This is a genomic window from Dokdonia sp. Asnod2-E02 (assembly GCF_045063915.1).
In the GTDB taxonomy this organism is placed as follows: domain Bacteria; phylum Bacteroidota; class Bacteroidia; order Flavobacteriales; family Flavobacteriaceae; genus Dokdonia.
On sequence record NZ_JBEFNX010000005.1, the window covers coordinates 1917719 to 1938422 of the forward strand.

Here is a 20704-nt window from a genome sequence, read left to right on the forward strand (position 1 = left end):
GTTTTCCTATATTTGTACTACTAGTAAAAACAAACCTATGCAATTTCAACTCACAAGCAATCTCATAGACCAGATACAAGCACACGTAGCTGTTCAAGATGAGGTAGCCCTCAAAGAATTGCTTACAGATCTTCACCACGCAGATATTGCAGAGATCCTTGATGAGGTAGATGCAGATGAGGCTGCCTACCTAGTACTTCTCTTAGATAGTGAGCAAACTTCTGAGGCTCTTATGGAGCTAGATGAAGATGTGCGAGAAAAACTTCTAGAAAACCTAACTCCTGCCGAAATTGCAGATGAGGTAGAAGAAATGGATACCGATGATGCGGTAGATATGATAGGTGAGCTAGATGATGATATACAGCTAGCAGTTATAAACCAGATAGAAGACGAAGAGCATAAGGCAGACATACGTGAGATGCTGCAATATGATGAGAATAGTGCTGGTGGTCTTATGGCAAAGGAGCTTATTAAGGTAAAAGAAACCTGGACAGTGGCAGGGTGTGTGCGTGAGATGCGTCGCCAGGCAGAAGAGGTGACTCGAGTGCACTCTATCTACGTGGTTACAAAAGAGAATGAACTCATAGGGAGACTATCGCTCAAAGACCTTCTTACCTCAGATACGAGAACAAAAATATCTGAAATCTATATACCTAAAGTAGACTCTGTAAATGTAAATGACCCAGCAGAAGATGTTGCAAAGGTGATGCAAAAGTATGACCTAGAGGCTATACCCGTTGTAGATGATAAGCGTGTGCTGCAAGGACGCATTACAATAGATGATATTGTAGATTTTATAAAAGAAGAGGCCGAAAAAGATTACCAGATGGCAGCAGGTATCTCTCAAGATGTAGAGGCAGATGATAGCATACTACAGCTTACTCGTGCGAGATTACCTTGGCTATTTTTAGGGTTACTAGGTGGTGTAGGAGCTGCGGCTATTATGGGCGGTTTTGAAGAGGTGTTAAATGATCACGTTATTCTTTTACTATTTACACCGCTTATTGCTGCAATGGCTGGAAACGTAGGGGTGCAATCTAGTGCGATTATTGTACAAGGTCTTGCAAATGATGATGTAAAAGGAAGCATAGGTAACAGATTAATTAAGGAAATGCTGCTCGCAATGCTTAACGGTGCTGCGCTGGCTATTGTATTGTTCTTTTACGTATGGATATCAGAAAGTGCGGTAGACTATGCGACGTCTATATCAATTTCGCTATTTGTTGTAATCATTGTTGCTGGGATTATAGGTACGTTTATTCCGTTGTTTTTGCATAAAAGAGGGATTGATCCTGCGATTGCAACTGGGCCGTTTATTACTACAAGTAATGATATATTTGGAATACTTATTTACCTCTATATCGCAAAACTTATACTAGGTATTTGAGCCAGAAAAGCTATGAATATCACCTCACCGTACCAGCATCTGCTATAGATGTGCTCAACCACGTAAACAATGTAGTGTACTTAGACTGGGTGCAAATTGCTGCATCAAAACATTGGAACCACGTAACGAGAGACTATTTTAAAGACGAAGACCCAGCCGAAGAGCGACTAGGCATCAATAAAATGGCTTGGGTGGTGATGGATCACCATATAAAGTATCACGGCCAGGCATTTAAAGATGACGAGATTGTCGTAACAACTACGGTGGTACAAATCTCTGGTGCGACCTCGCAGAGACATACCACTATAAAACGCAAGGGAGAAGAAAAAGTACTGGTGAGTGCAGTTACAAACTGGTGCTTGCTCAAAATGCCCCAAGGACGACCTATGCGAGTACCGGTGGAGGTATCCCAATTATTTGCGTAGTATAAAGAGGTCCTTATGTGTATCTTTATATCATAAGAAACGCATATGAAACCCATTAACATCCACAATAAATTCACCAAATTTGATAAGCAATGGCATCCACACCAGATTGCTACGGTAGATAATATGCAAGTACTTTTAGCAAAGGTTTCGGGTGAGTTTGTATGGCACAGTCATAAGGATGAAGATGAGTTGTTTTTTGTGCAAAAAGGGGTGTTAGAAATGCGCTTTCGCGAAAGCGGAAATCCAGAAAAAGAATGGGCTGAAACGGTACATCAAGGTGAAATCATAGTTGTGCCTAAAGGCGTAGAACATTGCCCAACTACCAAAGATGGAGAAGAGGTACACCTACTGCTTTTTGAAAAATTAAGTACGGCTCACACGGGAGAAGTAACAAACGCCAAAACTCAAACAGATTATCCTAAAATTTAAAAGAGAAATATGAATAAGAACAAGATAGCAGGAATTATTGTTATGGCCATCGCGGGGATATTATTATACGCATTTGATGACACATCTGGAGGCATAGGCTTTGTAACTGGTGCAATGATGGCAATAGGATTAGGTCTCTTTTTAGGTTGGATTCCCGTGAGAAAAAATAAAACTAAGTAATGAAAATACTCCACCTAGATAATAACCACCCGCTACTGGTAAAGCAACTTGAAGAAGCAGGACATACTAATGTTGAAAATGTTACTATCTCAAAAGAAGAGACAGAGGCGATCATAGTAGATTATGAGGGTATTGTAATACGCAGTCGTTTTAAAATAGATAAGCAGTTTATAGACGCTGCTCCTCACCTTAAATTTATTGCTCGTGTAGGCGCAGGCCTAGAGAGTATAGATATCCCTTATGCTGAGAGTAAGGGCATTTATCTCATTAGTGCGCCAGAGGGTAACCGCAATGCCGTAGGGGAGCAATCACTAGGGATGCTGCTCAGTCTTTTTAATAATTTAAATAGAGCTGATGCACAGGTGAAAGCGGGTCACTGGAACCGAGAGCCTAATCGAGGTGTTGAGCTAGAAGGAAAAACCGTGGGGATCATAGGCTATGGTAATATGGGGAAAGCCTTTGCTAGAAAACTGCAGGGTTTTGACTGTAAAGTGCTTTGTTATGATATAAAAGAAAAGGTAGGTGATAGTAATGCTACTCAGGTGTCACTGAGCCAATTTCAAAAAGAGGTTGATGTTGTGAGTTTACACACGCCTTGGACTCCACAAACAGATAAAATGGTAGATGCTGCTTTTATAAATGCTTTTACAAAACCATTTTATCTCATAAACACCGCAAGAGGGAAATCTGTTGTGACAAAGGATCTTGTAGCAGCTATGAAAGCAAAAAAAGTACTAGGAGCTGGACTGGATGTTCTAGAATATGAAAAGCTTTCTTTTGAGAATTTATTTACCACAGACGGAAATTCAAACCTACCAGAACCCTTACAATATCTTATAGAGCAAGATAATGTACTCCTCACGCCACACATTGCAGGGTGGACGGTTGAGAGTAAAATAAAGCTAGCGCAAACCATAGTAGATAAGATACTGCAGCGTTTTTCTTAAATTGATGTTTTAAAAGATAAGTATATGAGTTTAGTTATAAAGAAATTTGGTGCGATTGCATTCTTTTTAGGTCTCCTAGGGTTTACGCTCGCGCTTTATTTAGGTAAGAGCCTAGATTACGGTACGCAAGAACTCGTAGGTTGGGGAGTTATGGGTATGACGGCAGCGATGGTGTACTTTGGGGTGGCTTACCAGCGTGACACGGTTAATGCGGGTAAAATCTCTTTTGGTAGCGCTTTAAAAACGGGAATTATTATTGCTGCTTTAGGCGGTCTTGGTATTGCGCTTGCAGATATAGTGTATACCTTATTTGTAAATCCATCTTTTTTTCTTGAATACAATGATTATGCTAGAGATCTAGCTGAGCAGTCTAATAATCAAGCTGCGATAGATCAACTTGCTCGCCAGCGAGAGATGTATGAGGATTATAGTGGTACTCAAATGTCATTTATAGCTGGATTAATGATGTTTGTAATGACGTTTATGCTTGGTTTTGTGGTGAGCTTACTTGCCGCTGTGATTTTAAAGAAAAAATAGTTCACCATACGATAATACTTTAATTATGAAAAGAGTAACAGGCATAGGAGGGATGTTTTTCAAAAGTGAAGATCCAGATGCACAAAAGGAGTGGTATAAAAATCACCTAGGCATTCCTACAGATCAATACGGCTGGACATTCTGGTGGCGTGATGAAAATGGTAATAAGTGCTCTACCCAATGGAGCCCTATGAATGCGGATACAGAATACTTCTCTCCCAGCAAGAAACAGTTTATGTTTAATTTTAGGGTAGAGAATCTCATAGAGTTGCTTAAAGTACTTAAGGAGGAAGGTGTTACTATAGTAGGAGAGGTAGAGGAGTATAGCTATGGTAAATTTGGCTGGATACTAGATCCAGAAGGAAATAAAATCGAACTCTGGGAGCCTATAGATAGTGTTTTTGAAAAAGATAATTAGCACGATAATCACGTACATCTTTTTTGTAGTTTTAAGGGCAACAAACTAACAACCAATAATATGAGTACAGAAGACAACAAAATACCAGGCGACAAGCCCGAAAATGATGGCAAACGTATGGCAGACGATGCAAAAGACGCCGTAAATGACTTTGCTGAAGATGCTAAGGAGACTGCAAAAGAATTTGGCGATAGTGCAAAAGAAGCCGCTGGCAATGTAAAAGAAGAGTGGAATAAAATGACAGGAAGTACAGAAAATAAAAAAGTACTTGCTGGGATACTTGCCATTGTTCTAGGAGGCTTCGGTATTCATAAGTTTATTTTAGGATATCAAAAAGAGGGTATTATAATGCTTGCAGTAAACATTGTAGGCTGGTTTTTATGCGGTATACCTAGTCTAGTGGTATGGGCAGTAGGGGTGATAGAAGGTATAATGTACCTCACAAAATCTGACGAAGAATTTTATAACACGTACCAAGCGGGTAGAAAACCTTGGTTCTAGTATAATTTAAAAGCTCAGTTTAAGACTGAGCTTTTTTTATTTTCTATTTTAATGTAATATTGCGATATTACATATTCAAATAAAATGTATTATGGGAGTTACAAAGAGACATATACACTCTATGAGAGCAAATCAAATTGCAGATGTTGCAAAGATTCTTTCTAATCCTGCTAGAGTGGCAATTATAGAATATATAGGAGATTGTGATGGCTGTTTGTGTCAAGATATATCAGATAAGATACGATTATCACAACCTACAACTTCTCAGCACCTGCAGGTTATAAAGAGAACCGGAGTCTTAAAAAGTCAGTTTAAAGGGAAAGCGCAATACTACAGTATAGATGCACGTAAATGGGGGCAACTACAAACCTTGTTTAATGACTTTTTTGAGCTTACAAAATCAAAAATGGCAGATAAGTAATGAGCACACCACTACTGCATAAAGCTTATGATAGTGCGCTATTTAAAAGTGAAGGAGAGCAACTTGTTAGTTTGCTGGCAAACTATCTACATACTACAAAAACGGGTGGTTCAGATAAAGTGCTTAGATGGACTGAGCCAGAAGATGAGTACACATTTTGGCAACAATATCTCTCAACATCACATAGTACTTCAGATTTTTTTAAAGAAGTACTAGAGCGATCTATACACACCCATCACCCTAAATATATTGGTCACCAAGTTGCACCCACTGTACCAGTGTCTGCTCTTGCAACATTATTGAGCGCACAACTTAATAATGGGATGGCAGTGTATGAGATGGGAGCTGCTGCCACGGCAATAGAACGCCTCGTTATAGACACCTTTTGTAGGGCCATAGGCTACACAAACGGAGATGGATTTCTCACCTCTGGCGGTACCCTTGCAAACCTCACTGCGCTTCTTGCAGCACGCAGGGCTAAGGCTACAGATGATGTGTGGAATGAAGGTCACAGTAAGAAACTAGCCATTATGGTTTCAGAAGAGGCACATTATTGTGTAGATAGAGCCGCTCGTATAATGGGACTGGGAAGTGACGGAATCATAAAAGTACCAGCAGGCGATAATTACCAGATAGAGACAGATGCTTTAGAGTCGTATTATACTTCGGCGATAAAAAATGGTTTTGAGGTAATTGCCATTGTAGGCAGTGCGCCAAGTACGAGTACGGGAGTGTATGATGATTTGGAGGAGGTTTACGCTTTCGCGAAAGCAAAAAAAATATGGTTTCATATAGATGCCGCACACGGCGGTGCGGCCATATTTTCTAAAAAGTATAAACACCTTCTTAATGGAGCCCATAACGCAGATTCTATAATTATAGATGGTCACAAAATGATGGGAACTAGCGCCATCACTACAGCCGTTATTTTTAAAAATAGCACAGATAGCTATGCTACCTTTGAGCAAAAAGCACAATATCTATGGGAGAAAAATGACGATGCAGACTGGTTTAATATGGCAAAGAGAACCTTTGAGTGCACAAAGAGTATGATGAGTGTGCGCTTTTATGCTATTATAAATGCATACGGCCTGCAGTTTTTTGACGATTTTGTAACGACACTTTATGATGCTGCACAACAATTTAGCAATCTCATAGCTGCTCAGCAAGATTTTGAAATTGCTCTTGAACCGGTGTCAAATATTGTTTGCTTTAGATATAAACCTTCTAATCAAGAGGATATAAATGAGGTAAATAAGCGTATAAGAAGAGTTCTTCTAGAAGATGGAGAGTTTTATATAGTAGCTACCACGCTGCGTGGTGAGTATTACTTACGCACTACGTTTATGAATCCTTTTACTACAGGGGCGCATACAGCTGGGTTACTCAAAAAAATACGAGTTATTGAAGCTACCAGTTTTTAAGAGCATCTTTATAAGAGATTGAGATGTGATATGTTGTAAAGTTTTATGCGGTGACCATTAGACCTTTGTTAAAACAAGATTATACCCATTGCGCTCAGATTTATCAAGATGGGTTAGATACAGGTATGGCAACTTTTGAGACAATAGTCCCAGACTGGATAAGTTGGGATGCTAAGTTTTTAGAGCAGTGTAGATTTGTAGCAATTAAAGAAGAGGTTATACTAGGTTGGGTAGCACTCACCCCGTTTTCTACGCGTGAAGTTTATAAGGGTGTAGCAGAGGTTACCTTATATATTTCTAAAATTGCCAGAGGTAAAGGGATAGGGCGAGCATTACTTATGACCGCAATAAAGGAAAGTGAGCGAGCGGGATTCTGGACTTTACAAGCCAAAATTTTTGCTCAAAATGAGGCTAGTATGGCCTTATTTCAAAAATGTGGTTTTAGAATAGTGGGTGTACGTGAGAAGTTAGCGATGAGAGATGGTATATGGCACGACAATGTGCTTCTTGAGAAAAGGAGTGAGCTGTTTTAGATAGCATAAGGGAATAGGAGATTCTCTAGAATGGTGTTTTGATGAGGGGTTAAGAATTCATTATGAATGGATTTGTAAGTAATGAGTAACTTATACGACAAAACCTACCATATGAAAAATACAAACGACTTCTCAACATTAAAAGCTTTGTACATTAACTGTACTCTTAAAAAGACACCACGTATGAGCCATACTCGAGCTCTTATGGATGTATCAATGGATATTATGAAATCTGAAGGGGTGGCGGTGGAACATCTACGCTTTGTAGATCACGACGTTGCTTATGGTGTATATCACGATATGACAGAACACGGTGAGCATAAAGATGAGTGGCCAGCTATTTTTAAAAAAATAGAAGAAGCAGATATTCTTGTAATAGGTAGCCCTATATGGCTGGGAGAAAAATCTTCTGTAGCGACGAAATTAATTGAGCGCTTGTATGGAGAGAGTGGTAACCGTAATGAAAAAGGGCAATACTATTTTTACGGTAAAGTAGGTGGTTGTATTATTACAGGTAATGAGGATGGTATAAAGCACGTTGCTATGGGAACACTTTATGCTTTGCAACATATAGGTTACAGTATACCTCCTCAAGCAGATTGTGGATGGATAGGTGAGGCAGGACCAGGTGCTAGCTATAATGATGAGGAAAGTGGTGCAAAGAATAATGACTTTACAAATCGTAATACCACCTTTATGACGTATAACTTATTGCATCTTGCAAAAATGCTTAAGGATCAGGGTGGATATCCTGCTTATGGTAATTCTAGAGGTGATTGGGATGATGGGACAAGATGGAATTTTGAAAATCCAGAATATAGATAGAGACTCTTGTACGGGCCTACTCCTCTTCTGGGTTGCGTTGCCCGTACTTTTTTTCTAGCTCTGCTTGAAACTCTTCCATAACCGGTTTTACCGTGCTTTCTGGAAGATCTGATATGCGTATGTACATCAAGCCGTCTATGGCATTGTTAAAGAGCGGGTCTACGTTAAAGGCTATAACCTTTGCATTTTGTTTTATATACTTTTTAATAAGAACAGGAAGACGTAAAGAACCTGGCTCAACCTCTTCTATAAGCTTGTCAAACTTATTGAGATCTGCCTTACTTTCATCAAAAACAAATTCTTTATCTGCGTCTTTGAGGTTCACTTTCCATTCTTTTTTGGGACGAATGTATTGAGCGATATATGGGTCGTAGTAGTGTGACTTCATAAACTCAATCATAAGTGACTTAGAGAAGTTAGAAAACTGGTTTGAGATACTTACACCTCCTATAAGATATTTGTGCTCCGGAAAACGTAGTGTGGTGTGTACAATCCCTTTCCATAATAGAAAGAGTGGCATAGGCTTTTGTTGATACTCTTTTGTGATAAAAGCACGACCCATCTCTATGCTCTCGCTCATCATTTTATGAAGCTCTGGTTCAAAACGAAAGAGATCTTGAAGGTAAAAACCATCAATTCCATACTCCTTATAAATTTTTGATCCTAACCCCATTCTGTATGCTCCGGCAAGGGTGTTTTCTTTATTATCCCATAAAAACATATGGTAATAATACCTGTCAAATTTATCAAGGTCTATGGCTTCATTTGTTCCTTCCCCAATGGCTCTAAATGTGATCTCTCTTAAGCGGCCTATCTCTTGTAAGATGTTAGGCATTTCTTGAGCAGGTGCTAGGTATACTTCGTAGTTTTTACTTTGTAGTAAACGACGATCTTTTTCGCGCAAGCGTAAAATTTCATCTTCTATAAGATCGCTACTTATTTCGGTTACAATCTCTTTTGGTTCTTTTGTAACCTTGAGCTTTTGTGGGATATCTTTAAGTAAGCTGTTTTTTTCAAAAGAGTTTGCAAGCATATATGTTTTCTTGCGTAAGAACTCTGTAAAATCTGTAAGTGACTCGTGCTCCTTTTGTGCAGCAACTTTAATAGGATTACCTATACGTACTTTTATGACTCTATGCTTTTGTGTAAGCAGTTCGCTAGGCAACTTTGCGGTACGTAGTGTGTCGCTTAGTCGTGATAATTGATAAAAGAGCCTGCTATTTTTTGCGTGAAAATAGATAGGGACAACCGGAACCTCTGCTTTTTTAATAAGCTTCATTGCTGCTTCTTCCCACGGCTTGTCTATAATGAGCTTATCATCTTTATAGGTAGATACCTCTCCTGCAGGAAATACACCTAGAGGGTGGCCGTCTCGCAGGTGTGAGATGGCGGTCTTAAAACCTGCAATACTAGATTTTACGTCTTTTTTATTTTCAAAAGGATTTACAGGCATCACATAAGGCTTAAGTGGCTCTATGCGATGTAATAAGAAATTTGCTATGATTTTAAAGTCTGGGCGTTGCTCAAGCATAAGTTTGAGCAATAGTATGCCGTCTATGCCACCTAGCGGATGATTTGAAATAGTAACGTATGCTCCGCTCTTTGGGAGTCTCTTGAGGTCTTCTTCTGGGATTTCAAATTTGATCTTAAACTCGTCTAGTAGGGCATTGAGAAATTCAAGATCGCCTAGGTGCTTGTTACGGTCATAGATTTTATTTGCCGTAGAGATTTTTAGAACCTTCATTAATGACCACCCAAGAAAGGTGCCTACAAAACCGAATTTATCGACATTGATAGCGCGGGCAACTTCTTTTGAGGTGACTAGACCCATAAAATTATTGGTAGCTTGTTAAGATGGCAAATATAACAAATAGGTGTTCTGTAATTAAACTTTGTTTAACCTATGGACAATACAAATTTAATTTTGTGTCACAAGCTGGACTGTATTTTGTGCTACTTGCTTGAGAAGTATCTTTTTATCCTCTTGAAACTTATCTAGCGCTTTCTGGTTAAAATGTCTAATGGTATATAAATCTACGTCCGGATTGACTTGAACTTTAAATTTTCCTTTAAGTTGATTAACTAGCTTTTCTAAACCGTTAAATTTATTATCTACACAAACAGAGAAACTTATGGCAGAGTTCTGTATGAGATCAACCTTAAGCTTAAATTGAGACAGCAGCTGGAAAACCTCTGCAATATTATCTTCTACCATAAATGAAAAATCTAGTGAGGATAGTGATATTAATACTTGATTCTTCTTTACAATATAACAGGGCACCTCTGGTACCAGTGATGCGACTGCACTTACTTTTGTGCCTGAATCTTTTGGATTCAAAAATGATTTAACATAAAGTGGTATCTCCTTGCGTTGTAGTGGTTGCAAGGTTTTAGGGTGTATGACTGAGGCTCCATAAAAAGCCAGCTCTATAGCTTCTTCATAAGGAATCTGGTGTAGTAATTCTGTATTGTTAAACACACGAGGATCACCGTTTAAGACTCCTGGCACATCTTTCCAGATGGTGAGATTTTGAGCATTAAGACAGTAAGCAAAAATACCTCCTGTATAATCTGATCCTTCACGACCCAGTGTGGTCGTAAAGTTATTACTATCTGAGGCAATAAAACCTTGGGTGATAGAAAGTGCTTTTGGGTCTATAGATGCTTTTATAGCCGTTTGTGTTGTATCCCAATCTACACGGGCATCACGATAACTATCATCGGTCTTTATGATTGCGCGTGCATCTAGCCAGGTATTTGTAATTCCTTGCTCACTGAGGTATGCGCTCACAATAGTTGTAGATAATAACTCCCCATAACATACAATCTGGTCATAAACAAAATCATATTTTGGAGATTTGTTCCACTCTAGAAAACCTTTTAGTTCGTCAAAAAGGGTTTTTATGGCTTTAAAGATGGGATGCCCAGTTGTAAAGAGGTCTTGGGCTATCTCAGTATGATAATCTACTGTTTTTTTAAGTTGATCTGGTATGGTAGATTTATCATTAAAATAGGCATCTATGATAGCTTCCATAGCATTTGTGGTTTTTCCCATTGCAGAGATAACCACAAGTTTATGCGTAGTACCTGTTTCTTGAAGTACTGTTACTATATTTCTTACGCCCGCCGCATCTTTTACCGAGGCTCCTCCAAATTTAAATACCTGCATAGTATAAATTATTGCATTGTGGTTTTTTGCGCTTTCGCGAAAGCGTAATTAAAATGATGAGTTAAAGGTTAGTTTCTAGAGTTTTGACGTATTTGTGTAGTCTACCCTCGTCCATCTGCACGAGATACCAATCTTTTAAAAACTGAGCACCGCTTTTTTCGTAAAAAGCAATAGCATTTTTGTTCCAGTCAAGTACAACCCACTCTACTCTTTTGACTCCGTTTTCTTTACCAAAAGTCATTACTTGGTCATATAATTTTTTACCTACACCTTTATTGCGATAGGCTTCCTTTACGACAAGATCTTCTAGGTGTAATGATTTACCCTCCCAAGTAGAAAAGCGATAATAGCATAAAGCCATACCAATAACGGTGTCATTTTCTTTTGCCACAAAACAATAAAAAAGAGGATTATCACCAAAACCATTTTCTAGTAGTACCTCTTCATTAATCTTTACTGCGTCTGGCTCTTTTTCAAAAATAGCGAGCTCATTTATGAGTGATAATACAGCAGGCATATCTTGCGGTACTGCCCTTGTAATGGTAAGGTTCATACGGGTGTTTTTTGTAGTAAATAGCTAAGGTATATAATTACAGCAACTATTCTTGTGCGAAAACGTTGTCGTAACTCCATTTTAAACCTACTTTTACATAAATTTTAAAAACACTATTGTGTCACGTAAAAATCAAACTCTAGGCGAATTTATAATTGAAAATCAAGCAGAATTCCAGTACTCATCTGGAGAACTCTCTCGATTAATAAACTCTATAAGGCTGGCTGCCAAAGTGGTAAATCACGAGGTAAATAAAGCAGGTCTCGTAGATATAGTAGGAGCCGTAGGAGAAACAAATATACAGGGTGAAGACCAGCAAAAGCTGGATGTAATGGCAAATGACACCTTTATTAGAACGCTTACTAATCGTAACATTCTTTGTGGTATTGCCAGTGAAGAAAATGATGATTTTATCTCTCTAGAAGGTCAAAATGGGGATAATAACAATAAGTACATCTTACTTATGGACCCACTAGACGGCTCATCAAACATAGATGTAAATGTCTCTGTAGGTACCATTTTTTCTATCTATAGACGAGTAACACCACCAGGCACCCCAGTTACAATTGATGACTTTTTACAGCCTGGTAGAGAGCAAGTAGCTGCAGGATATATTGTTTATGGTACGTCTACTATGATTGTTTACACAACGGGTCACGGTGTGAATGGATTTACACTTAACCCGGCGATAGGTACTTTTTACTTGTCGCATCCTAATATGCAGTTTCCAGAAATGGGGAATATTTATTCTGTAAATGAGGGTAATTATGTGCATTTTCCAGAAGGAGTTAAAAAGTACATCAAATATTGTCAAGAGGAAGGAGAGGGGCGTCCTTATACATCACGTTACATAGGGTCGTTAGTGTCTGATATACATAGAAATATGATAAAGGGTGGTATCTATATGTACCCTAAAAGTTCTAAAGCTACAAACGGTAAACTGAGGCTACTTTATGAGTGTAACCCTATGGCATTTATAGCAGAGCAAGCTGGCGGTAAAGCTAGTGATGGATTTACACGTATTTTAGATCTAAAACCAACCGAGTTACACGAACGTGTTCCCTTCTTTTGTGGAAGTAAACTAATGGTCGAAAAAGCAGAAAGTTTTATGAATAACGACTAAAAGTTAACATAAGGCAATAATATGGATTAAACAAAGTGTATTTTTTTTATATTTGAAATACAACTATAAGGCTAAACCCTATTATGGCTAAAAATACAAAAGCAGACGACCAGCAACCTCAAGATGTAGCAAACTCAAAAATTGAGGCAATCAAGAACCTCATTTTTGGTGAAAACATACAAGAGTATGATCACGAGTTTGAGGCGTTAAAATCTGATATCGCGCAAAAGCGTGAGGAGATGCTTGCTTATGTAGATGAGGCTCGTAAGGAAATTATGACTGCCGTAGATAACCTCAGTACTGATGTTAATATACGCATATCTGACCTTGAACAGTCTTTAAACGATAAGACAGAAGATCTAGATAATAAAAAAGTGAGTCGTGATACCCTTGGTGACCTCCTTATACGTTTAGGTAAAAATATCAAAGAGTAATAGGTAACATCTTTAAATGACTACAGATGAACGTCTTGAAATTTTAAAGGAACTTTTACTCACGAATGAGAAAGAGCCTGAAAAAGACGTATATAAAAAGATTAAAGCATTAGAAAACAGTCAGAAAAACTTATCTGATAGAATAGATCCCTTACTAGACGAGCGCTTACAGCAATTTGTGACCACAATGCCAGAAACACTTGGCCCGGTTATAACAGAAACACTTAAAAATGAGATTAAAAAATCTCAAGATGCTGTAGCAGAGGCACTTTTTCCTATTATGGGAAAGATGATTAAGAAGTACGTTCAAGCTGAGGTTGCAAAACTAAGTGACTCCATAAATGAAAAAATAAATGCTACTTTTTCATTTAAAAGCATATTTAAGTCAAAGTCAAAAGAAAGGCCTACAGCTGCAATGATGCTTAAAGAAGAATATAAAGCGTATATTGAACAAGTACTTGTAGTTGAAAAAGGTTCTGGAATACTCAAAGCAAATTTTGCTAAGAACCAGACAATGGATGAAGATATGATGGCGGGTATGCTTACAGCTATTAAAAGCTTTGCAGAAGATGCTTTTGAGAAAGGTGAGATGGAGCTTGAGCGCATAGATTATCAACTTTTTACTATACATCTACAGAATTTCTCAAAGTATTATATTGCTGTTATTGTAAGTGGTATATATGATGATAAGTTTAAGGATAAACTTGAAGATGTTTTACTTGATTTTGCTCAGTATGTAATAAACAAGGAAGACTTAGATGATAATATTATATTTGCAAAAAAATTAAAAGAGTTTTTTACTGATGAGCGTATCTAAGAAAATTGTATTGTTAGGACATTTTGGTGTAGGTAAATCTTCACTTCTTCGCAGGTTTGTAGAAAATACATTCTCAGATAATTATGTGGTAACCATAGGTGTTCACATAATGAAAAAGGAAGTAGTTGTTGATGCAAGTAATAAGGTTACCCTTATTATATGGGATGTAGAGGGTACTGATGATTTTACTAAGTATAGGCCATCATATCTTATGGGGGCTTCTAGCTTTGTATATGTTTTTGATGCATCTAGGCCGGTAACTTATGGTGATCTAAAGTTCAACTTAGGTCATTTAAAAGAAAAACACCCTAACGTGCCTGTGCACATTATCGGTAATAAAGTGGATTTAGTCGATGCTGATGAAATCAAGAAAGCTCTAGAAGAGCAAGAAGTTCAACATAGTTATCTTTCAAGTGCCAAAACTGGCGAAAATGTTGAACAGCTGTTTAAGGATGTAGCAGCGCAATTGTTAGAAAATGCTTGATAATCTCAGACAAGATTTTATAAATAAAACTACACAACTGGTTGTAGTAAATAGAGAATTAGAGGTTGTAGACTCAGACAACAATCTTTTTGACATTAGTAAAAACTCTGATATCACGGATTTTCATCCGTTCTTTTTTGCTCTTACCACCATATTTGATGAAGAACTTCAAGAGGAGACCTTCTTCTGTGTGCAGATGGAAGTGCTGGGTAAACATTACTTTATAGACATAAAGACCTATATAGGTGAAGATGGAGATACACTCGTACTTATACTTAACGATCTTACAGATCACTATAAAACAGTGCATCAAATCAAGCAGGTGCGCAACGAGTCTATAATAAACTTTAATATCTCTCAAGAGCTCAATCAACAACTTGAGATACAGCGTAGTTTTAAAAATAAATTTCTTGCAAACGTAAGTCACGAGATTAGGACTCCACTTAATAGTATAGTGGGTTTCATTTCTGTGTTAGAAAACACAGAGATATCGAGAGAGCAACTGGATGTATTACACATTATAAAGGATAGTTCAAAAAATTTAGTCACCATCTTAGATGACTTAATGGATATCTCAAAAATTGAAGCAGGTAAGTTAGATATTAAGAAGCGACGATTTGACTTTAGAGAGTTTGTTGAAAAACTAGCAAAGACCTATCAAATACGCACAGATGATAAGAGATTATCGTTTGATTTTGAACTTAGTTCTAAGATTCCTCGCTTTCTAGTAGGTGATCACTTGCGTATCAATCAAGTTATAGTAAATCTACTTGAAAACGCATTAAAATATACGCATCAAGGAGGCATTAAGTTTAGTGTAACTACCTCGTCTGTAAATGCTCGACGTATTCCAGTAACATTTGAGGTTACAGATACGGGTATAGGTATTCCTAAAGAAAAGTTAGACAGCATCTTTGACAGTTTTACTCAATTAGAAAAAAGAGGTCTTTTTGGAGGTTCGGGCTTAGGACTTAGTATCGTAAAGCAGCTCACAGACTTGCTAGAGAGTGATCTAGAGGTAAAGAGTGTTGAGGGAGAAGGGTCAACCTTTAGCTTTACAGTGTTTATGGGAGTTTCTCATAACCAGAAAAAAGAAAAAGTAGTCAAAAAGAAACGAGATAAAAAAGATTTAAAAGGTGCAAAAAGACCACGTATTCTTCTAGGAGAAGACGTTGAGGTTAATCAGTTACTAATGATGAGACTCTTTGCAGATTATGGTGCCTATAGCCTAGACATAGCAAAGAATGGTGAAAGAGTAGTAGAGTACCTAGATAGGTTTCCTTATGACCTAGTTATTCTTGATCTTACTATGCCTGTGATGGATGGTCTAGATGCAGCTGTACAAATAAGAAACAGTAGTAATAAAAAAGTAAGTAAGTTACCTATTATAGCCCTCACAGCGAGAACATCTCAAGAAGAGCAAGACGCGGCAAAAGAAGCTGGTATGAATGCCTATCTCACTAAGCCTATAGATGCAGATTTACTATTTTCTACTATAGAGCGACTCTTATCTAGATACAAGCGCAAGGATAAAGTGCTTGAGATATCAGAAGAGGAAGAGTAGAAGGATATATGTTATAAAATAAAAAGGGTCAAAAATTAATTTTTGACCCTTTTTATTTTATCTAAATCGATTTAAAACTAGCGATTCATATTTTTGATTTCTTCTTGAAAAGTATCAAGATCTGCATTTTCTTTAACTAGTGTAAGTGCTTTATGCACAACATAGCTTGCATTTTTTGTATTAAAACCTAAGCCTACAGCAAGACGTTCTAGTAATGGCTCTTCTTCTTCAAACTCGTGATCTATGTGCACCATACGAGTAAGGTCATATAAACGCTCTAATCTTCTATCATACGTAGTAGGAGGGTTAATAGGGTGCGTCATATAATCCTTAAGGATGATTTCATAATCCTCTGCAGAGATAGAGAGGTTACGAGCAAGTCTATCTAAAAATGCTTTTTCTTTATCAGAGATCACACCATCATCCATAGCGACACGCACTATGGCTGCAAAGTGATCTTCATTTCTTTGGCGGAAACCGCTATCATATAAATCTGCAAAAGACATATTTCTTATGTATTAAAAGTAAGTCTCAAAGATAGCTATTTAATCAAGATTTTTAATTTGTACATTTGATAAAAACCCCCTAATTTTTTTAGATGGATTCATTCTTGTTTTATTTTAAAGAAGGCCTTTTCCACGTGTTGGATTGGAACGCTTATGACCATATTCTTTTCTTAGTAGTACTTACTGTACCCTACCTTATATCAAACTGGAAAAAACTCTTCACACTAGTAACAGTGTTTACCATAGGGCACACGCTTACACTTGCAATGTCTGCCTATGGAGTGATACGAGTAAACTCATCGCTGGTAGAGATTCTTATACCAGTAACTATACTTATAACCGCTTTGTATAACATATTTACAGCTGGCAAGAAAAATAGAAATCAAAAGATAGGGATACACATTTTTGCAGCATTATTTTTTGGACTTATACACGGTCTTGGTTTTTCAACATACTTTAAAATGATGACAGCTAGCACAGACAGTAAGTTATTGCCACTGCTGGAGTATACTTTAGGTATAGAGAGCGCTCAGATTATTATAGTGCTAGTAGTATTAATAGTAAGCTTTATAGGACAATCTATTTTTAGGTTTTCACTACGTGATTGGGTAATGGTTATATCATCTATCGTAATAGGAGTTGCTATACCTGTGTTTCAAAGTGCATTATCTAATATTAATTTCTAGTAAAACTGTATTTTAGAGCTGTAAAAGTTCTTAGTACGCTTTCGCGAAAGCGTACTCATAACCACACATAGTTAATGGCTTCAAAACAACACAAATACGATATCGCATACCTTAGAATGGCTCGTGAGTGGGGAAAATTATCCTACTGTAATCGCAAGCAGGTAGGTGCCATAATCGTGAAGGATAAAATGATTATCTCAGATGGTTATAACGGTACGCCTACAGGGTTTGAAAATGTGTGTGAAGATGATGAGAATAATACAAAATGGTACGTTTTACACGCAGAGGCAAATGCTATTTTAAAAGTTGCAAGCTCCACACAATCTTGTCACGGCGCGACACTGTATATTACCTTAAGTCCTTGTAAAGATTGTAGCAAGTTGGTTCATCAAGCTGGTATAAAGCGCGTAGTTTATCATAGCGCCTATAAAGATCTTACCGGTGTAAAATTTTTAGAAAAAGCTGGCGTTGAGATAGTGCACCTTCAAGATATAGACTCATAATGAAAATACAGCGCAAATATATTCCCATTTTATTTGGGCTAGGCATTGCTCTAGGCATCCTTTTGGGGAGTTTGCTCGATTTTGGATACAATGACACGGCACTTTTTGCCACCTCAAATTCAAAAAAAGAAAAACTTAACAAACTCATAGATTACATAGATTACGAGTATGTAGATGCAATTAATACAGACAGCATTGTAGATGTAACCGTAAACGGGATATTAGACAACCTAGATCCTCACTCAAGTTATATACCACCAGATGAGTACCTAGCTGTAGAAGAAAGTATGAAAGGCGACTTTGTAGGTATAGGAGTGAGTTTTTACCCTTATAACGACTCCATTGCAGTGATACAGGCTATAAAAGGAGGCCCTAGTGCACGAGCTGGTGTAAAAGGAGGTGACCGCATAATATATGCAGATGGGATAGACTTATCACAAAATGCAATTACAGATGACTCGCTTTCTCGTATTCTTAAAGGAAAAGTAAGAACACCTATAGAGATAAAAATTAAAAGACCAGGAGAGGAAGACTTACTTACTTTTAATTTTAAAAGAGATCGAGTACCTATCTCTAGTGTGATAGGTAGTTATATGCTTACTGATGAATTAGGCTATGTAAAAATTAACCGCTTTGCAGAGTCTACACATCAAGAATTTGAAGAAGCGTTAACAGACTTAAAAAATCAAGGAGCTACTAGTATTGCTTTAGATCTAAGAGATAACCCGGGAGGCTATATCTCAAGCGCAGAAGGCGTGGTAGATGAGTTTTTAGAAGAAGATAAGCTCATATTATTTACTAAAAATAAATCTGGTAATATATCTAATAGTTATACAGATAGTGGAGGTCTTTTTGAAGACGGAGAAGTTTTTGTACTCATAAATGAAAACTCTGCAAGTGCTAGTGAGATTGTCGCGGGTGCTCTTCAAGATAATGACAAGGGAACCATTGTGGGGCGTAGGTCCTTTGGTAAAGGTCTTGTGCAACGAGAGATGGACCTAGGTGATGGTAGTGCTGTAAGACTTACCATTGCACGCTATTACACACCTACTGGTAGGTCTATACAAAAACCATATGAGCTAGGTGATAAAGACTATTTTGAAGATTACCTCAATAGATATGAGAATGGAGAATTACGTAGTGTAGATAGTATAAAAGTAGCAGACTCACTCAAGTTTAGAACTCCAAAGGGTAAGATAGTTTATGGCGGTGGCGGTATTATACCAGATGTATTTGTGCCTAAAAATACAGATTATGAAGTAGAGCATCTTAACTATGTACTACGCTCTGGTTATATGCGTCTTTTTATATTTGAACAGTTAGAAAAAGATAGACCTTACTATAACGCCCTGTCTATGGAGCAGTTTAAAAATGAAGTAACTATCTCAGACGCTGTTATAGAAGATTTTATATCTTTCGCTCGTTTTAGAAAGATTACTTTAAAGGCAAGTAATTATAAAGAATTGTACAGAAGATATCTCAAGGCTACTATGGCTGGACAGTTATTTGGTAACAATGCTTTTGAGATGATGGTTAATCAAGAAGATGATGTGATTCAAAAAGTCATTAGTCTCACAAAAGAAGAGTAAACTATGTTAATGGTAGTAGCGGTATTTGTGTATATAATAGCCATCATATTCAGGTTGCTGGATAATAGTGCAGGGCTGCTTATACGTCACGGTATATCTGTAAGTCCTTTTTATTTAAAACCTCCCATTATACTCGAGCAAATAGAACAGCTTGAAGATAAAAAACTCATACGTAAGCTACACCGTAATCTATGGTACCAAAAACTGCATATAGCTTTTACAGTCTTAGCGATACTCACACTAATTGTAGGTATTATATATGAAATATATAACCCATATATTATTTACTTGATGTAAACTATTTACCGTGCTTCTCAGCAATCTTGCGAGAAGTACGCAAGATTAAAAGTAGTAATATAGCACAGGTACAAGCAATCACACCTATGAGGGCAATACTACTATCTCCCTGTAACGGATTAGAAAAATCAAGCAATGTAAGGTTATAAATAAGTAGTCCTAGTGCTAGTAAAATACCTATAGGGATAATATATTTCATACGTCTATTTGAAAAGTTCTTGAATGTTTGCAGTAAATAACTTTACAGCTATTGCTAACAAAATTACACCAAAAACTTTATGTATAATAGCAATCCCATTCTTTCCTAAAAAGCGTTCTATATGTCTTGATGTTTTAAGAACCACATAAACAAGCAAGATGTTAAGAAGTACAGCTATAAGTATATTCATAAGGTCATACTCTGCTCGTAGTGCTAGTAATGAGGTAAGGGTACCTGGACCAGCAATAAGTGGGAACGCTAGCGGAAAAACAGATACCGTCTTCTTACTAAGCGTATCATCATCCTTAAAAAGACTTACACCCAGTATCATCTCTATAGCTATAAAAAAGAGGATAAATGAACCTGCAACGGCAAACTCATAAACATTAATACCTATAACGCCTAGTATACTCTCTCCTACAAAAACAAATAAGGTCATCACAATGAGTGCAACTAGCGCTGCCTTCTCACTTTGTATATGTCCAGCCTTCTTACGTAATTTTAAAACAATAGGGATACTTCCTACTATGTCGATAACTGCAAAAAGGACCATTGTAGCCGTAAGAATTTCTTTTAAATCTATTTTCATTTGTGCTCTTTTTTAAGACGGCGCAAAGATACTTCATATTAGAGCCTGCATCTTTCACTTTTGGTGTGAATAAATTGTAAAGTTTTAATTACGATTTCGCGAAAGCGTAATTCTTAATTATTTTTATGCAAGATATTTAAAACCAACCATATACTAGTTTT

At 37.3% G+C, this 20704-nt stretch carries 27 protein-coding genes; 21 read left to right on the top strand and 6 right to left on the bottom strand.

Annotated elements, in window-relative coordinates; all coding sequences use genetic code 11:
• Positions 1-37 precede the first annotated feature (37 nt).
• From mgtE to ACJJVM_RS08780, 12 genes are all read left to right on the top strand, one after another.
• A complete protein-coding gene (gene mgtE / locus ACJJVM_RS08725; RefSeq protein ID WP_035334905.1) occupies positions 38-1387 on the top strand; it encodes a magnesium transporter in 1350 nt (449 codons plus the stop codon).
• Entirely contained in the window at positions 1384-1812 is a 429-nt protein-coding gene (locus tag ACJJVM_RS08730) for a thioesterase family protein (RefSeq protein WP_299148756.1), read from the top strand. Before mgtE ends, ACJJVM_RS08730 begins: the two co-directional genes overlap by 4 nt.
• Before the next feature lie 45 nt (positions 1813-1857).
• A complete protein-coding gene (locus tag ACJJVM_RS08735; RefSeq protein WP_405211438.1) occupies positions 1858-2244 on the top strand; it encodes a cupin domain-containing protein in 387 nt (128 codons plus the stop codon).
• 9 nt (positions 2245-2253) lie between these two features.
• Positions 2254-2424 (top strand): hypothetical protein, encoded by a 171-nt coding sequence (locus ACJJVM_RS08740; RefSeq protein ID WP_405211439.1) that lies wholly within the window; start codon positions 2254-2256, stop codon positions 2422-2424.
• Complete coding sequence (locus tag ACJJVM_RS08745) at positions 2424-3371, top strand: 2-hydroxyacid dehydrogenase (protein ID WP_405211440.1); 948 nt, start codon at positions 2424-2426, stop codon at positions 3369-3371. Before ACJJVM_RS08740 ends, ACJJVM_RS08745 begins: the two co-directional genes overlap by 1 nt.
• Before the next feature lie 24 nt (positions 3372-3395).
• Positions 3396-3908, top strand: coding sequence for a DUF4199 domain-containing protein (locus tag ACJJVM_RS08750; protein WP_375253536.1), 513 nt, complete (start codon positions 3396-3398; stop codon positions 3906-3908).
• 22 nt (positions 3909-3930) lie between these two features.
• Positions 3931-4326, top strand: coding sequence for a VOC family protein (locus tag ACJJVM_RS08755; protein ID WP_298350208.1), 396 nt, complete (start codon positions 3931-3933; stop codon positions 4324-4326).
• A gap of 60 nt (positions 4327-4386) precedes the next feature.
• Positions 4387-4827 (top strand): NINE protein, encoded by a 441-nt coding sequence (locus ACJJVM_RS08760; RefSeq protein WP_405211441.1) that lies wholly within the window; start codon positions 4387-4389, stop codon positions 4825-4827.
• 91 nt (positions 4828-4918) lie between these two features.
• A complete protein-coding gene (locus ACJJVM_RS08765) occupies positions 4919-5248 on the top strand; it encodes a helix-turn-helix transcriptional regulator (protein WP_035325968.1) in 330 nt (109 codons plus the stop codon).
• The gene (locus tag ACJJVM_RS08770; protein WP_405211442.1) at positions 5248-6672 is read left to right on the top strand and encodes a pyridoxal phosphate-dependent decarboxylase family protein; all 1425 of its coding nucleotides are present in this window, start codon (positions 5248-5250) and stop codon (positions 6670-6672) included. The genes ACJJVM_RS08765 and ACJJVM_RS08770 overlap by 1 nt, the downstream gene beginning before the upstream one ends.
• A gap of 65 nt (positions 6673-6737) precedes the next feature.
• Positions 6738-7205, top strand: a complete 468-nt coding sequence (locus ACJJVM_RS08775) for a GNAT family N-acetyltransferase (RefSeq protein WP_405211443.1) — start codon at positions 6738-6740, stop codon at positions 7203-7205.
• Between the two features lie 111 nt (positions 7206-7316).
• A complete protein-coding gene (locus ACJJVM_RS08780; protein WP_038597826.1) occupies positions 7317-8030 on the top strand; it encodes a flavodoxin family protein in 714 nt (237 codons plus the stop codon).
• Positions 8031-8046: 16 nt separating this feature from the next.
• On the opposite strand, the gene ACJJVM_RS08785 is transcribed toward ACJJVM_RS08780, so the two are convergent.
• From ACJJVM_RS08785 to ACJJVM_RS08795, 3 genes are all read right to left on the bottom strand, one after another.
• Entirely contained in the window at positions 8047-9861 is a 1815-nt protein-coding gene (locus ACJJVM_RS08785) for a GNAT family N-acyltransferase (protein WP_405211444.1), read from the bottom strand.
• A gap of 87 nt (positions 9862-9948) precedes the next feature.
• Entirely contained in the window at positions 9949-11199 is a 1251-nt protein-coding gene (locus ACJJVM_RS08790; protein ID WP_405211445.1) for an aspartate kinase, read from the bottom strand.
• 61 nt (positions 11200-11260) lie between these two features.
• On the bottom strand, positions 11261-11752 hold the full coding sequence (locus ACJJVM_RS08795; RefSeq protein WP_299148773.1) for a GNAT family N-acetyltransferase: 492 nt from the start codon (positions 11750-11752) through the stop codon (positions 11261-11263).
• Between the two features lie 118 nt (positions 11753-11870).
• On the opposite strand from ACJJVM_RS08795, the gene fbp reads away from it, so the two are divergent.
• The 5 genes from fbp (at position 11871) to ACJJVM_RS08820 (ending at position 16174) form a co-directional block, all read left to right on the top strand.
• On the top strand, positions 11871-12875 hold the full coding sequence (fbp, locus tag ACJJVM_RS08800; RefSeq protein WP_299148775.1) for a class 1 fructose-bisphosphatase: 1005 nt from the start codon (positions 11871-11873) through the stop codon (positions 12873-12875).
• An 83-nt stretch (positions 12876-12958) separates the two neighbouring features.
• Positions 12959-13309: a fructose 1,6-bisphosphatase gene (locus tag ACJJVM_RS08805; RefSeq protein WP_299148777.1), complete on the top strand. Its 351-nt coding sequence runs from the start codon at positions 12959-12961 to the stop codon at positions 13307-13309.
• Positions 13310-13325: 16 nt separating this feature from the next.
• Entirely contained in the window at positions 13326-14126 is an 801-nt protein-coding gene (locus tag ACJJVM_RS08810) for a cell envelope biogenesis protein OmpA (protein WP_298349285.1), read from the top strand.
• Positions 14113-14610, top strand: a complete 498-nt coding sequence (locus ACJJVM_RS08815) for a Rab family GTPase (RefSeq protein ID WP_405211446.1) — start codon at positions 14113-14115, stop codon at positions 14608-14610. Before ACJJVM_RS08810 ends, ACJJVM_RS08815 begins: the two co-directional genes overlap by 14 nt.
• Positions 14603-16174, top strand: coding sequence for an ATP-binding protein (locus tag ACJJVM_RS08820; RefSeq protein ID WP_405211447.1), 1572 nt, complete (start codon positions 14603-14605; stop codon positions 16172-16174). The genes ACJJVM_RS08815 and ACJJVM_RS08820 overlap by 8 nt, the downstream gene beginning before the upstream one ends.
• A 77-nt stretch (positions 16175-16251) precedes the next feature.
• Here the strand turns inward: ACJJVM_RS08820 and ACJJVM_RS08825 are convergent, their stop codons facing one another.
• Positions 16252-16680 (bottom strand): TerB family tellurite resistance protein, encoded by a 429-nt coding sequence (locus ACJJVM_RS08825; protein ID WP_405211448.1) that lies wholly within the window; start codon positions 16678-16680, stop codon positions 16252-16254.
• A 92-nt stretch (positions 16681-16772) separates the two neighbouring features.
• On the opposite strand from ACJJVM_RS08825, the gene ACJJVM_RS08830 reads away from it, so the two are divergent.
• From ACJJVM_RS08830 to ACJJVM_RS08845, 4 genes are all read left to right on the top strand, one after another.
• Positions 16773-17366, top strand: a complete 594-nt coding sequence (locus tag ACJJVM_RS08830) for a HupE/UreJ family protein (protein ID WP_298349275.1) — start codon at positions 16773-16775, stop codon at positions 17364-17366.
• Positions 17367-17440: 74 nt separating this feature from the next.
• Entirely contained in the window at positions 17441-17869 is a 429-nt protein-coding gene (locus tag ACJJVM_RS08835) for a dCMP deaminase family protein (protein WP_298349273.1), read from the top strand.
• Complete coding sequence (locus ACJJVM_RS08840) at positions 17869-19458, top strand: S41 family peptidase (RefSeq protein WP_405211449.1); 1590 nt, start codon at positions 17869-17871, stop codon at positions 19456-19458. The genes ACJJVM_RS08835 and ACJJVM_RS08840 overlap by 1 nt, the downstream gene beginning before the upstream one ends.
• A gap of 9 nt (positions 19459-19467) precedes the next feature.
• The gene (locus ACJJVM_RS08845; RefSeq protein ID WP_298349269.1) at positions 19468-19755 is read left to right on the top strand and encodes a hypothetical protein; all 288 of its coding nucleotides are present in this window, start codon (positions 19468-19470) and stop codon (positions 19753-19755) included.
• Between the two features lies 1 nt (position 19756).
• Here ACJJVM_RS08845 and ACJJVM_RS08850 read toward each other — a convergent pair whose 3' ends face one another.
• Both ACJJVM_RS08850 and ACJJVM_RS08855 read right to left on the bottom strand, forming a co-directional pair.
• Positions 19757-19954: a hypothetical protein gene (locus tag ACJJVM_RS08850; protein WP_298349267.1), complete on the bottom strand. Its 198-nt coding sequence runs from the start codon at positions 19952-19954 to the stop codon at positions 19757-19759.
• A gap of 4 nt (positions 19955-19958) precedes the next feature.
• The gene (locus tag ACJJVM_RS08855; RefSeq protein ID WP_298349265.1) at positions 19959-20543 is read right to left on the bottom strand and encodes a MarC family protein; all 585 of its coding nucleotides are present in this window, start codon (positions 20541-20543) and stop codon (positions 19959-19961) included.
• Positions 20544-20704 lie beyond the last annotated feature (161 nt).